Genomic DNA, 13587 nt, shown 5'->3' with positions numbered 1-13587 from the left:
CTGTAGTGTAGAAGATGTTGATAGATGAGGGAAATTAACCAAGAAATAACCCGTCTGGCGACGGGTTCTTTTTGAATCAGGCAAGGCGCATGATCCAGGCATCTGACTTACGATCGTAGTGTTCGCGAAATAGTACTGAATGTTCTCCGTTCAACAGGGCCGGGACGCTGGTATCGGCATCCCAGGCATCCAGTTGCATACATAAATCCGGGTCGGATTTACACGGAATGGTTAACGTTCGGTCCCCCGGCGATTCGCCATGTAACTCGGCGTCGTCGATTTCAAAAGCGCCAATGCGCACACTGGTTTTCATCATCGTGCTCTCCGTTAATTTGCTAATTGTGGTACGACCAGTTAGGTCGTCCATTTTTCAGCGTAGTCAACGTTAGCAAAAGCGCCAGTAAAAACGTGCGTTATCCCGTAAAGAGTTTGCCATCCCGGACAAGATCGCGTGGGTAGCTATTCTTCAGTCGCGATCCAATACGTTTTGCCAGACCGATAGGTTGATGCTGGAATGTAACCAGTACGTCGTCACTCGTCGGTGCGGTTTGTGGGTAGACATCCCGACCGCGGTACCACTCTTCAGCTTCGGCAAGCGTCAGTTCAAACGCATGGCTGTGATTTGGGTTGGCGAGCGCGATGACGGCTTCATGCTGCCAGCGGTAGCCTTTATTGTGCGTTTCAGCTAATTTGACGCCGAGTCGGGAAAAGCGGACTTTGCCGATCAGTGGCTCAATTTCTGTTGGGAATAGCCAAATCTCTTTATCGCGCTGCCACAGGCGGAAATTATCTTCCCATTGCAGTCCACAAGCGCTCGCGGCTTGCGCGACAAGCGCGGACTCGCGTCCTTTCAGCGGGCTAAACGGGAAGTTACCGACTTTATATGTCGGCGCAGGTAGTGGAGGGATGGCGGCTGTTTTGCGCAAACGCGCAACGAAGAAACCTTCGCAATCGTAAATTTGCGGAAACACATGCAGGAATCCTTCCGGCGTCAGAGCGCGTTCGGCCTGTGGAAATAAATCGCCGAGTGGTAAAAACTCGACGGCGTCCGGGTAGGTTTCAATCAACCACTGCATGACGTTTTCATTTTCGTCACGATTAAGCGTACAGGTCGAGTAAACCAACGTGCCGCCGGGGCGCAGAGCGTGAAAGGCGCTGTCGAGCAGTTCGCGCTGAGTTGCGGCAATTTCCAGATTACTTTCTGGCGACCAGTTTTTTAGCGCATCGGGGTCTTTACGCACTACGCCTTCCCCGGAACACGGGGCGTCCAGCAATATGGCATCAAATGATTCCGGCAACGCAGCGCCAAAAACCCGGCCGTCAAAATGGGTCAGGGCGACGTTGGCTATCCCGCAACGGCTGATATTGGCATGCAGGATTTTGACGCGACTGGCAGAAAATTCATTCGCCAGAATGGCGCCTCGATTATTCATTTTTGCGGCAATTTGCGTAGTTTTGGAGCCAGGGGCTGCCGCGACATCCATTACGCGTTCCGGGGTATTGCCTTCGGCAAACAGCGCAGCGACTGGCAGCATTGAGCTGGCTTCCTGAATATAAAACAGGCCGCTTAAATGTTCTGCTGTGCTACCGAGCGGCACTAACTCATCTTCATCGCGTTCGATCCAGAAACCTTCAGCACACCAGGGAACCGGAGTGAGAGACCAGTTGTAAGGTGCTGTCAGTGTGAGGAAATCGGCAACGGAGATTTTCAGCGTATTGACGCGAATGCTGCGGCGCAACGGGCGCTGACAGGCAGCGAGAAAATCATCGAATGAGAGCGTGGAAGGCATTGCTTCACGCATTTTAGTCAGAAAGGCGTCGGGAAAATAAGCCACTTGGTACCACCGGCAAAAAAACAGGTGCGCAGTGTAGCATAAGTGCTCCGGCGCGAGTACGCCGGAGCAAGTGGAGAGATTATCGTGGCAGGGCTGTTCCCCATTCACGCCACTCTTTCGGTTCGCTTTCGAGCAACAGGAAGTGTTTACCTGCCTGCGCTTTAGGAGCCAGCGGTGTACCTGGTGGAGTCGCGAAGGCGATGCCGCCGCGGATGAACTGATTGAAGGTACCGGTCTTCACGACACCGCCGGTCAGGCCGAAGTCAAGATTGTAGCCGGATGCCAGCCAGAACACGGAGTTGTTGCGCACCAGATGCTGATAGCGCTGGCTAATGCGCATGGCAACCATCACACGATCGGAAAGCGAGCCCAGCGTCAGCCCGGTGACGGTCCCCACTTCAATACCTCTGAACAAAACTGGGGTTCCGATATTCAGTGAACCTGCTTCCGGTGCTTCCACCACAATACTCAGACCATCGAGGTAACGAGAGTCGGTAATGGTGGCTTCCTGCAGCTCAAAATCACGTCGCGGATTACCGCGTCCGGGTTCAACGTTGATGTACGGCTGCAGGATTGTATCCAGATGCTCCACGCCAGCTGCCGAAATTTGCGGGGTGATCACGGAGAAACGGGTACCGCTTCGCGCGAAGGTCTGCACGTATTCCGGGTACAGAACTGCTTTTGCCTGCACTTCGTTACGGGCGGTGATCAGCTCAAGAGTCTGAATCTGGCCGATATCGATTCCCAGGTAGCGAATCGGCATGCCAGCAGCGAGTTTACCGGCATCGAACGCATGCAGCGTTATCTGGCCGCCTACCGCACGCGCGGCGGTTTCCGAAGCATACAGAATGCGCTTGTCGCCTTTGCGTTGGCTGGCGCTGGCACCGCTTAAATTATCGAAGCTAATTGCCCCTTTGAGCGCGCGTGAAAGGGGAGATGCCTGTACGGTTAATCCGCTGCCGTTAAGCTGAACTTTTGCTCCGCCTTCGGCCCAGAACACGCTGTTGCTGGTCAACAGGTTGCGATATTCCGGTTTAATATGCAGATCGATATCAAACGCATCGGCGCGAGGACGAACGCTGATCACTTCACCGACCTCGAATTTGCGGTATAGAACCACCGAGCCGGCCTGCACATCAGGCAGCGTTTCGGCGCTCAGGCTGACCGTGGTGGTTGGCAGATCGCTCAGGCTGTTTTCAATCGCTTTTTCCAGGTTGGCATAAAGCGGGTAGCTTTTTTTCATTTCCCCCTTCGTACCGGGCAAAATACGAATGCCGCCGCTGAGCCACTCGCTGGCGCTGGCGCCAAGGAACTCCACGCCATCAAGTCCGACTTTGACGTCCACGCGGCTGTTGACCACGAACTTACTGTCACCTTGCACCAGGTCACGATGCTGCGGTTCGATGGCAACGGTAAATGAAACGCCTTTGCTGGAAAGCGTGCGCTCAATCACCTGACCGACCTGTACGCCGTGGAGAATCAGCGGCTGGCCAGCATCAATACCGTAACTTTCCGGTGCGGTGAGCGTAAATGTCATGACCCCTGGATCGTGTAACAACGACTTCTCTGCGGGGATAACCACAAACTGGCTACGCGGCTCGCCTTCGCCGGGGACCAGTTCAAACGTTTTACCCGTCAGCAGTGAGCTGAGATTGGCATCGTTTAACGATAATTTAGGGCTGTGTAATTCAATCCGCGTGTTGTCGCGCAGCAGCGTTACGACGCTGGGGTCGACCGTCATTTCTCCAGTCACTTTACCGCCTGGATTTAAATCCAGTTTGGTGAGTTGGCCGACTTGTAATCCTTGATACATCAGCGATGTTGAGCCAGCTTTGAGTCCGTCCCCGCTGGGTAAGTCAAGCTTGACGATCACTCCGCGCTGGCTGTGCGCGAGATCCTGATATAAACCAAACGTGTCGTCGGCTGCGGCGGGTTTTGAGTCTTCAGGCGAATCAAAAGCAATGGCGCCATTGACCAGCGCGGCAAGACTTTCCAGTTTGATCTTCGCGCCGCTGAGGCTGACATCCGCATTCACACCGGAGACGTTCCAGAAGCGGCTGCCTTTTTTCACCAGATTGGTAAACCGACGTTCAATCAGCACGTCGATAGTTACGCCCTGATTGTTGGGGTTGATAGTGTAGTCATACACTCGGCCCACCGGAATCTTACGGAAATAAACCAGCGAACCGCTATTGAGCGAACCGAGGTCAGGCGCCCGCAGATGCAGCATCAAATCGCCATTATCCAGACGGTATTTGGGCTGTGTGTCGAGGGCAACAAAATGATCTTCTTCCTCGCCGGTTCCGGGCATCATGCCGATATAGTTACCACCAACCAACGCATCCAGACCCGAAACGCCGGCCAGCGACGCTTTCGGCGTGACCAGCCAGAACTGGGTATCTTTGCGCAGTGCATCTTTCATGCTCGATTTGATGCTGACGCGGACTTCAATTTTACGCAGATCTTTGCTGAGGTTGATATCCTGCACCGTGCCCACTTCAACGCCCTGATAACGAACGGGCGTGCGTCCTGGTACAATGCCGTCCGCGGACATGAAGTCAATGGTTACGGTATTGCCGCGATCTTCATAGCTTCCCCAGATAAGCCATCCTGCGATCATCAGTGCAATGAACGGCAGCAGCCAGAACGGAGAGATACGGCGTTTTGTTTTAATCTGCGCTTCAGTCTGCGAAGCGGGCGTTTCCTGACTCATGTGCATCCCAAAGTAAGCGGCTGTCCAGCCATTCCACAGCAAGAATAGTCAATATTACCGCCGCGCCGAAATAAAACGCAGCCGGTCCCATAGTAAAAGCAAGTATCTGATCGCGATTAATCAGCGACATGGTTAAAGCGATAACAAAGAGATCCAGCATCGACCAGCGGCCAATCCAGGTCACCATACGCAGCAGTTTTATGCGGGTACGCAATCCTTGCTCGCAGTTAAAATGGATGCTGATGAGCAACGTAAACATCACAATCACTTTGGTGAATGGCACCAGAATACTGGCGATAAAAACGATCGCCGCCACGCCGACGTTGCTGTTTGCCAAAGACATTATGCCTGACAGGATAGTGTCTTCCTGCCTACCACCGTTGACATAAATTACCGAGATGGGCAGCAGATTAGCAGGCAAAAGTAGGACAATCGAGGCCAGTAGCGCCGCCCAACACTTTTGGATGCTTTGATTCCTGCGCCAGCGCAGCGGGATATGGCAACGAGGGCAGCGACCCCGAGCGTCCGGATAACCTGTAAAGTGACAACCGAGGCAGACGCGGAGCTTTTCATCAGGGCGACGGGCTGGTCTTTGCGGGTAAAATCGGTCCCAAAGCTGCTCTACGTTGAGGTGCGACAGCGTCAAAATACTGAGGATCACCAGCGCAATAAAAGCAAACAGCCCCACACCGGGTTGCAAAAAAGCATAGTCCTGAACTTTGATTGACGCGACGCCAATGCCCACAAGATAGATATCGAGCATCACCCACTCTTTGAGCCTTTCCAGCATCAGCAGCACCGGGCGCAGGTTCATCCCAAGAATATTGCCAAACCACAGATAAGCAATTGAGGTCACGAGAATTAGCGGCGCGCCAGCGACGCAAAAAAGCACGAAAGAAGCAGTGAGGGGGTCACCTTGTCGGGTCATTTGCCAGATGCCTTGCATAACATTGGCATCAATGCGCACGCCTAATAAATAGATGTGCAGGAGTGGCTCTCCCCAGGCAAAGGGCATCAGCAGCAACATGGTGAAAGCCATTGCCGCAAGTCGCGTTAATGACCAGTCGCGTCCGTCACGAATTTTTGCCTGGCAGCGTGGGCAAAAGGCACTTTGGTGCGAACGCATTTTAGGCAAGCTAAATATCAGGTCACATTCAGGGCAGCGATGATAATGTGCACGAGGTAGTGCCTCACCGATGGACCTGATGGCTATTTTTTTAGTTGGCGTGATGCGTGGTGTCGTTAAGGCCATGTATCGCGAATCAAATTGTTGAAGTAATGTTATCTTAACTCATGACGGGAATGATCTTGAGCATTAACGCATTTAATGTTTATTTTAGTAGGCTGCAGTTTTAAGTAAGACAACTAAGTGATTACATAATGAACAAAATAGAGCTATACACGGATCTGAACCGTGATTTTCAGGCATTGATGGCAGGTGAAACCAGTTTTCTGGCAACGCTGGCGAATACCAGCGCATTGTTGTACGAGCGTCTTGCAGAAGTGAATTGGGCCGGTTTTTACCTGCTTGGGGACGATACGCTGGTGCTTGGTCCCTTCCAGGGCAAAATTGCCTGCGTGCGGATCCCGGTAGGGCGTGGTGTGTGCGGTACAGCAGTGGCGCAGAACCAGGTTCAGCGTATTGAGGACGTACATGCTTTTGATGGGCACATTGCTTGTGATGCCGCCAGCAACGCTGAAATCGTCCTGCCAATCACCGTCGAAAATCAGATAATCGGCGTGCTGGATATCGATAGCACGGCGTTTGGCCGCTTTACTGAGGAAGATGAACAAGGTCTGCGTACACTGGTGGCACAGCTTGAAACCGTGCTTGCAACGACGGATTACAAAAAATTCTTTGCGCACGTCGCAGGATAATCAACGGATAACGTAGCAATTACTGATGACGTCATTATAATGTCGCCTGTTCATGCCTGCGCTTGTTGGCTACGTCCGTTGTAATCAGGAAATTTCATGGAAAATCAACCTAAGTTGAATAGCAGTAAAGAAGTCATCGCGTTTCTGGCCGAACGCTTCCCGCAGTGTTTTAGTGCGGAAGGCGAAGCGCGCCCACTGAAAATTGGCATTTTTCAGGATCTGGTAGAGCGTGTTGAGGGCGAAATGAACCTCAGCAAGACTCAGCTCCGTTCTGCCTTACGTCTCTATACTTCAAGCTGGCGCTATCTGTACGGCGTTAAATTGGGCGCAACGCGTGTTGATCTCGACGGCAACCCTTGTGGTGAGCTGGATGAACAACATGTTGAACATGCGCGCAAACAGCTGGAAGAAGCTAAAGCCCGTGTTCAGGCGCAACGCGCAGAGCAACAGGCGAAAAAACGCGAAGCGGCTGCTGCTGCCGGTGAAAAAGAAGGCGCACCGCGTCGCGAGCGTAAGCCGCGTCCTGCACCGCGTCGTAAAGAAGGTGCAGAGCGTAAACCTCGCGCTGAAAAACCAGCAGCAAAAGCACCGCGTGCTCCTCGCGAAGAACAGCATACCCCGGTATCTGATATTTCAGTACTGACGGTAGGGCAGTCTCTGAAGGTGAAAGCAGGAAATAATGCGATGGATGCCACCGTATTAGAAATCACCAAAGATGGCGTCCGTGTACAGCTGAATTCGGGTATGTCTTTGATTGTACGCGCAGAACACCTGGTGTTCTGAAACGGAGGCCAGGCCTGGCATGAACACTTTTTTTAGGCTTACTGCGTTAGCTGGTCTGCTTGCATTAGCAGGCCAGGCACTTGCTGTGGAAGACATCACGCGTGCCGATCAAATCCCCGTTTTAAAGGAAGAAACCCAGCATGCGACGGTAAGCGAACGTGTGACTTCGCGTTTTACGCGATCACACTATCGCCAGTTCGATCTGGATCAGGCGTTTTCGGCAAAAATTTTTGACCGCTATTTGAATTTGCTCGACTACAGCCACAATGTGCTGTTGGCGAGCGATATCGAACAGTATGCAAAAAAGAAAACGGTCCTCGGCGATGAACTGCGCACCGGCAAGCTGGATGTCTTTTACGATCTCTATAATCTGGCGCAAAAACGCCGATTTGAACGTTATCAGTACGCATTAAGCGTACTGGCACGTCCAATGGATTTTACCGGTAACGACACGTTTAACCTCGACCGAAGTAAAGCGCCGTGGCCGAAGAGCGAAGCAGAGCTAAATGCGCTGTGGGACGGCAAGGTTAAATTTGACGAACTCAGCCTGAAGCTGACCGGTAAAACCGATGCGGAAATTCGCGAAACGCTGACGCGCCGCTACAAATTTGCGATTCGCCGTCTGGCGCAGACCAACAGCGAAGATGTGTTCTCACTGGCGATGACAGCGTTCGCCCGTGAAATCGACCCGCATACTAACTATCTCTCTCCGCGCAATACCGAGCAGTTCAATACTGAAATGAGCTTGTCTTTGGAAGGTATTGGCGCGGTTCTGCAAATGGATGATGACTACACCGTCATTAACTCCATGGTGGCAGGTGGTCCGGCAGCCAAGAGCAAGTCGATCAGCGTTGGCGATCGTATTGTCGGCGTCGGGCAGACGGGCAAGGGCATGGTCGATGTGATTGGCTGGCGTCTGGATGACGTCGTGGCACTGATCAAAGGACCTAAAGGCAGCAAGGTACGCCTTGAAATTCTGCCTGCCGGTAAAGGTACCAAGACGCGCACCGTGACGCTAACGCGTGAACGTATTCGTCTCGAAGATCGCGCCGTGAAAATGTCCGTGAAAACCGTTGGCAAAGAAAAAGTTGGCGTACTGGATATTCCTGGCTTCTATGTAGGCCTGACTGATGATGTCAAAGTCCAACTGCAGAAACTGGAAAAACAAAATGTCAGCAGTATTATCATCGATCTGCGTACCAACGGTGGTGGAGCACTGACTGAAGCGGTTTCGCTTTCCGGTCTGTTCATTCCTTCCGGCCCGGTGGTTCAGGTTCGTGATAATAACGGTAAAGTGCGTGAAGACAGCGATACCGACGGCGTTGTGTACTACAAAGGCCCGCTGGTGGTATTGGTCGATCGCTTCAGCGCCTCAGCATCAGAGATTTTCGCTGCGGCAATGCAGGATTATGGCCGAGCGTTGATCGTTGGTGAACCGACCTTTGGGAAAGGCACCGTCCAGCAGTATCGCTCCCTGAACCGTATTTACGATCAGATGCTGCGTCCGGAATGGCCAGCGCTGGGTTCTGTTCAGTACACGATCCAGAAATTCTACCGCGTAAACGGTGGCAGCACGCAGCGTAAGGGCGTTACGCCGGATATCATCATGCCGACAGGTAATGAAGAAACTGAAACCGGCGAGAAATTTGAAGATAACGCACTGCCGTGGGACAGCATTGATGCTGCGACCTACACTAAGTCAGATAATCTGACGCCGTTCGGACCTGAATTGCTGAAAGAGCACAATGCACGTATTGCGAACGATCCTGAGTTCCAATACATCATGAAGGACATTGCGCGTTTCAATGCGATGAAGGATAAGCGCAACATCGCTTCTCTGAATTACGCTCAGCGTGAAAAAGAGAATAACGAAGATGACGCAATGCGTCTGGCGCGTATCAACGATCGGTTTAAACGTGAAGGCAAACCGCCATTGAAGAAACTGGACGATCTGCCGAAGGATTACCAGGAGCCGGATCCGTACCTGGATGAAACGGTAAAAATCGCGCTCGACCTGGCGCATCTTGAGAAAGAGAAGCCAGCGGAACAGCCCGCAACCAGTCAATAACCTCGAACAGGCACAAGAAATTGTGCCTGTTTTTTTAACAAGTGCATGAAGACGTCAGCCTGATACGATAAAATGTAAAGTTGTGTCTTTCTGGTGACTTAGCACCTATGGATGCTTGAAAATAGTCATAAGACCCATACGATATGGGTAATCGCATAGTGCGTTTTGTTAAATTGAGGTTAAAAGAAAATTATGATGCGAATCGCGCTCTTCCTGCTGACGAACCTGGCTGTGATGGTCGTTTTCGGGCTGGTATTGAGCCTGACAGGGATCCAGTCAAGCAGCGTTCAAGGCTTGTTGATCATGGCACTGCTGTTTGGTTTTGGTGGTTCCTTCATTTCGCTGCTGATGTCCAAATGGATGGCGTTAAAGTCCGTTGGCGGGGAAGTGATCGAACAGCCTCGCAATGAAAGAGAACGCTGGCTGATGAATACAGTTGCGAATCAGGCCCGCCAGGCCGGGATCGCTATGCCACAGGTTGCAATCTACCACGCGCCAGATATTAACGCGTTTGCGACTGGTGCCCGCCGGGATGCCTCGCTGGTGGCTGTAAGTACTGGCCTGTTGCAAAACATGAGCCCGGATGAAGCCGAAGCGGTTATCGCGCATGAGATCAGCCACATTGCCAATGGCGATATGGTGACCATGACGCTCATTCAGGGGGTAGTAAACACCTTCGTTATCTTTATCTCACGTATTCTGGCGCAAATTGCCGCTGGCTTTATGGGCGGAAACCGTGATGAGGGTGAGGGTAGCAACGGTAACCCGTTGATCTACTTTGCGGTGGCAACGGTGCTGGAACTGGTGTTTGGTATTCTGGCGAGCATCATTACCATGTGGTTCTCACGTCATCGTGAATTCCATGCGGATGCCGGTTCTGCAAAACTGGTGGGTCGTGAAAAAATGATCGCCGCGCTGCAGCGCCTGAAAACCAGCTATGAGCCGCAGGAAGCGACCAGTATGATGGCGTTCTGCATCAATGGTAAATCCAAATCGTTGAGTGAGCTGTTTATGACTCACCCCCCGTTGGACAAACGTATTGAAGCGCTACGCAGTGGGGAATATTTGAAATAGGTTGCCTGGATTGATAAAAGGGCCACATGGTGATGCTGCCAACTTACTGATTTAGTGTATGATGGTGTTTTTGAGGTGCTCCAGTGGCTTCTGTTTCTATCAGCTGTCCCTCCTGTTCAGCTACTGACGGGGTGGTGCGTAACGGCAAAAGCACCGCCGGACATCAGCGCTATCTCTGCTCTCACTGCCGTAAAACATGGCAACTGCAGTTCACTTACACCGCTTCTCAACCCGGTACGCACCAGAAAATCATTGATATGGCCATGAATGGCGTTGGATGCCGGGCAACCGCCCGCATTATGGGCGTTGGCCTCAACACGATTTTCCGCCATTTAAAAAACTCAGGCCGCAGTCGGTAACCTCGCGCATACAGCCGGGCAGTGACGTCATCGTCTGCGCGGAAATGGACGAACAGTGGGGATACGTCGGGGCTAAATCGCGCCAGCGCTGGCTGTTTTACGCGTATGACAGGCTCCGGAAGACGGTTGTTGCGCACGTATTCGGTGAACGCACTATGGCGACGCTGGGGCGTCTTATGAGCCTGCTGTCACCCTTTGACGTGGTGATATGGATGACGGATGGCTGGCCGCTGTATGAATCCCGCCTGAAGGGAAAGCTGCACGTAATCAGCAAGCGATATACGCAGCGAATTGAGCGGCATAACCTGAATCTGAGGCAGCACCTGGCACGGCTGGGACGGAAGTCGCTGTCGTTCTCAAAATCGGTGGAGCTGCATGACAAAGTCATCGGGCATTATCTGAACATAAAACACTATCAATAAGTTGGAGTCATTACCCAGAATCGGATTGTCGGCTGTATATGGTAGCTGAGGCTGATGGCACTTATACTCTCTATGTTTACCCAGATCTTCAGCCCGTTAGGGATGGCCAGGATGCAACATTTAGCTTAATAGGCTCAGATGCAGGAACATCGACTGCAGCCGAGGCCCCAACTGCATCCGATATTGGTTTATCTCCAAACGACTCAAGATATTATGGAAATGATGGGGATGAAAAATCGTACTCTGTTATATCCCCGAGCGAGGACATGGTTATTGTGCCCATGTCTACAATAAGCTCGAAAAACTTTTATATACCGGCTGGTTATACGTTAATAACATCAAGAGATACTGACGATTATAAGGAATATGATTGTTTTTTAATCCCAACCTCAATGTTAGACCCTGCAGAAACCAATAGTGAAGCAGGTAATAGCAATGCTAGTGTGCGTCTTACAGAAAGTGTTGTTGTTTTGGATAAGTCATATGACATGAATGGGAAGGGAATCCTTAGTGATAAGGCTAATATTTATGTTTCTCCTGCATTGACCTGGGATTTTGAGGCACACAACTCGGGTGAATTTGCTACTATCAGCAGCGGTATGTTTAACGAGTGGGAAAACTCGATGAACACAATGTCCAGTACAGTAGAAAGCCAGTCGCAAGTTATGTCTGAAAAATTAAGCCAGGCAAATACCATCTTCAATAACCTGACCAAGGTATTGTCGTCGACGATAGAAGCTCTACTGGAAACCCAAAAAGAGTTCCTGAAATAGGTATTTATCATGAGCGATATGACCATCAGCACAACGCCAGTTTCTGCAGATGATGCTGTTTCAGCAGAAGAACTCGACCCAACAGCGAATTTAACGGATGAGCAGCGTAAATTGATGCAGTTAGCCACTGCAGGATTTAGTCTGGAGTTTTTTTCTGATTGTATAATGGGAGATACAGACGATCCGTCTAATCCTATGTACCAACCGGAGTGGTGACATCGGAACCGTTACGCGAATAATAGTGACGTCAAGCCCGGCGAAGTACTGCCGGGTATGGGTTTATACGCGCGCCTGCGTAATACGCAAGCCACTCACGATTGCGGCCAGCGAAGCCAGAATACCCGCTGTTATCAGCGAGACGTGCGTTCCACTGTCATCAAACTGATTTAGCATCAGCGCAACCAGTGCGGCCCCGGTACTCTGACCCAGTAAGCGTGCCGTTCCGAGCATACCGCTCGCGCCTCCGCTACGATCTCGCGGCGCGGAGGTGATGATAGTGTGGTTGTTCGGTGACTGGAACAAACCAAAACCCGCACCACACAAAATCATTGGCCAGATGATATTAAAATCGGAAGGTGATGCGGGCAGTAACACCAGAGAAAACAGCCCACAAGCCATTACTGCCATGCCCAGCGCGCCAAGCAGACCTGCATGAACACGTTCAATCAAATATCCCGCCAGTGGGGCCATCACCATGGTTGCCAGCGGCCACGGCGTCAGCAGCAGACCCGTTTCAACTTCGCTGCGTCCGAGAACCGTTTGCATAAAAAAGGGCAGGGAAACCATCGCCAGCATTTGTGCGCTGAATGAACAGATTGAGGTGCAAATAGAGAGTGAAAACAGCGGAATGCGTAGCAGATCAACCGGTAATAAAGGTACCGGCAATGCGAGCTGGCGGCGGATAAAGAAAAACCCTACCACGAGAAGCCCCATAAGTTCAGCACCAATCAGTTTTAGCGACTGTCCCTGTGCAAATCCGCTGAGTGCCGTGATCAACAAACCGAATGTTAAGGCGTTCATTATTGCGCTGGGCAGATCAAAGCGCGGTTTATTGCTACGCGATGAATTGGGTGGCAAAAAACGCATAGCCAGCAGCAGGGCGATGATCCCCAATGGAACGTTAATCAGAAATAGCCATTTCCACGAGGCAATAGAAAGAATTGCCGCCGCAATAGTCGGACCCGCTGCCGAGGATACAGCCACGATAAAGGAGTTAATACCCATCCCGCGGCCAAGCTGGCGCTGAGGATAAATGAGTCGGATCAATGCCGTATTAACGCTCATCAGCGCCGCGCCGCCAAAACCCTGAGCCACGCGCGCTAACGTCAGCATATGCAGCGAGTCTGACAAGGCACAAAACAGCGATGCCAACAGAAACACGACCAGACCACACTTATAAATGCGTCGGTAGCCAAACATATCACCTAAAAAAGAGAGCGATAACAGCGAAACAACGATCGCAATTTGGTAGGCGTTCACAATCCAGATTGAGCTGGCGGGTGAGGCCTGAAGATCGGTGGCGATAGTGGGGAGGGCAACGTTTGCTATTGCGCCGTCGAGTACTGCCATAGAGATGCCAATAACAATGGTTAAAATTGCGCCATATCGCTGGGGCAATGACAGACCATCGGTCTGAGTTTTTTCCATAGGAAGTCAATACTGTTGGAATTTATGATGAGAAT

General features: G+C 51.6%; 12 protein-coding genes. 7 read left to right on the top strand and 5 right to left on the bottom strand.

The genetic code is table 11. The features are described from left to right. Nucleotides 1-76: 76 nt before the first annotated feature. The 4 genes from C2U41_RS10990 to yebS form a co-directional block, all read right to left on the bottom strand. Nucleotides 77-313: a YebV family protein gene (locus C2U41_RS10990; RefSeq protein ID WP_029139506.1), complete on the bottom strand. Its 237-nt coding sequence runs from the start codon at nt 311-313 to the stop codon at nt 77-79. Between the two features lie 100 nt (nt 314-413). Next, a complete protein-coding gene (gene rsmF / locus C2U41_RS10985; RefSeq protein ID WP_049014636.1) occupies nt 414-1802 on the bottom strand; it encodes a 16S rRNA (cytosine(1407)-C(5))-methyltransferase RsmF in 1389 nt (462 codons plus the stop codon). A gap of 112 nt (nt 1803-1914) precedes the next feature. Next, a complete protein-coding gene (locus tag C2U41_RS10980) occupies nt 1915-4548 on the bottom strand; it encodes a PqiB family protein (protein ID WP_003034947.1) in 2634 nt (877 codons plus the stop codon). Next, nucleotides 4517-5800: a membrane integrity lipid transport subunit YebS gene (gene yebS, locus C2U41_RS10975; protein WP_003841983.1), complete on the bottom strand. Its 1284-nt coding sequence runs from the start codon at nt 5798-5800 to the stop codon at nt 4517-4519. The genes C2U41_RS10980 and yebS overlap by 32 nt, the downstream gene beginning before the upstream one ends. Before the next feature lie 128 nt (nt 5801-5928). Here yebS and C2U41_RS10970 point away from each other — a divergent pair, with 128 nt between their 5' ends. The 7 genes from C2U41_RS10970 to C2U41_RS10935 all read left to right on the top strand — a co-directional run bounded on the left by C2U41_RS10970 (nt 5929) and on the right by C2U41_RS10935 (nt 12121). Next, nucleotides 5929-6426, top strand: a complete 498-nt coding sequence (locus tag C2U41_RS10970; protein WP_103848744.1) for a GAF domain-containing protein — start codon at nt 5929-5931, stop codon at nt 6424-6426. A gap of 96 nt (nt 6427-6522) precedes the next feature. After that, on the top strand, nt 6523-7209 hold the full coding sequence (proQ, locus tag C2U41_RS10965) for an RNA chaperone ProQ (RefSeq protein ID WP_003034957.1): 687 nt from the start codon (nt 6523-6525) through the stop codon (nt 7207-7209). 19 nt (nt 7210-7228) lie between these two features. After that, a complete protein-coding gene (gene prc, locus C2U41_RS10960) occupies nt 7229-9277 on the top strand; it encodes a carboxy terminal-processing peptidase (protein ID WP_003034960.1) in 2049 nt (682 codons plus the stop codon). A gap of 192 nt (nt 9278-9469) precedes the next feature. Further along, nucleotides 9470-10351 (top strand): protease HtpX, encoded by an 882-nt coding sequence (gene htpX, locus C2U41_RS10955; RefSeq protein ID WP_003034964.1) that lies wholly within the window; start codon nt 9470-9472, stop codon nt 10349-10351. A gap of 83 nt (nt 10352-10434) precedes the next feature. Further along, a protein-coding gene (locus C2U41_RS10945; protein ID WP_095033700.1) for an IS1-like element IS1B family transposase occupies nt 10435-11132 on the top strand; the annotation gives its coding sequence in 2 pieces (ribosomal slippage) (nt 10435-10684 and nt 10684-11132; 699 coding nt in all). A 38-nt stretch (nt 11133-11170) separates the two neighbouring features. Continuing rightward, entirely contained in the window at nt 11171-11905 is a 735-nt protein-coding gene (locus C2U41_RS10940; protein WP_104427100.1) for an IpaD/SipD/SspD family type III secretion system needle tip protein, read from the top strand. A gap of 9 nt (nt 11906-11914) precedes the next feature. After that, nucleotides 11915-12121, top strand: a complete 207-nt coding sequence (locus C2U41_RS10935) for a hypothetical protein (RefSeq protein WP_003844076.1) — start codon at nt 11915-11917, stop codon at nt 12119-12121. Nucleotides 12122-12184: 63 nt separating this feature from the next. Here C2U41_RS10935 and C2U41_RS10930 read toward each other — a convergent pair whose 3' ends face one another. Continuing rightward, a complete protein-coding gene (locus C2U41_RS10930) occupies nt 12185-13552 on the bottom strand; it encodes an MFS transporter (RefSeq protein ID WP_103848634.1) in 1368 nt (455 codons plus the stop codon). Nucleotides 13553-13587: the final 35 nt, after the last annotated feature.

The sequence above is a fragment of the Citrobacter freundii complex sp. CFNIH4 genome, from assembly GCF_002934505.1.
Lineage (GTDB): Bacteria > Pseudomonadota > Gammaproteobacteria > Enterobacterales > Enterobacteriaceae > Citrobacter > Citrobacter freundii.
Note: the sequence above shows the minus strand (reverse complement) of the source record. Positions and strands in the feature narration are given on the sequence as shown.

Bases quoted from the DNA above. Each gene is read 5' to 3' on its own strand.
- C2U41_RS10990 (WP_029139506.1), bottom strand. From the start codon at position 313: ATGAAAACCAGTGTGCGCATTGGCGCTTTTGAAATCGACGACGCCGAG.
- rsmF (WP_049014636.1), bottom strand. From the start codon at position 1,802: ATGCGTGAAGCAATGCCTTCCACGCTCTCATTCGATGATTTTCTCGCT.
- C2U41_RS10980 (WP_003034947.1), bottom strand. From the start codon at position 4,548: ATGAGTCAGGAAACGCCCGCTTCGCAGACTGAAGCGCAGATTAAAACA.
- yebS (WP_003841983.1), bottom strand. From the start codon at position 5,800: ATGGCCTTAACGACACCACGCATCACGCCAACTAAAAAAATAGCCATC.
- C2U41_RS10970 (WP_103848744.1), top strand. From the start codon at position 5,929: ATGAACAAAATAGAGCTATACACGGATCTGAACCGTGATTTTCAGGCA.
- proQ (WP_003034957.1), top strand. From the start codon at position 6,523: ATGGAAAATCAACCTAAGTTGAATAGCAGTAAAGAAGTCATCGCGTTT.
- prc (WP_003034960.1), top strand. From the start codon at position 7,229: ATGAACACTTTTTTTAGGCTTACTGCGTTAGCTGGTCTGCTTGCATTA.
- htpX (WP_003034964.1), top strand. From the start codon at position 9,470: ATGATGCGAATCGCGCTCTTCCTGCTGACGAACCTGGCTGTGATGGTC.
- C2U41_RS10940 (WP_104427100.1), top strand. From the start codon at position 11,171: ATGGTAGCTGAGGCTGATGGCACTTATACTCTCTATGTTTACCCAGAT.
- C2U41_RS10935 (WP_003844076.1), top strand. From the start codon at position 11,915: ATGAGCGATATGACCATCAGCACAACGCCAGTTTCTGCAGATGATGCT.
- C2U41_RS10930 (WP_103848634.1), bottom strand. From the start codon at position 13,552: ATGGAAAAAACTCAGACCGATGGTCTGTCATTGCCCCAGCGATATGGC.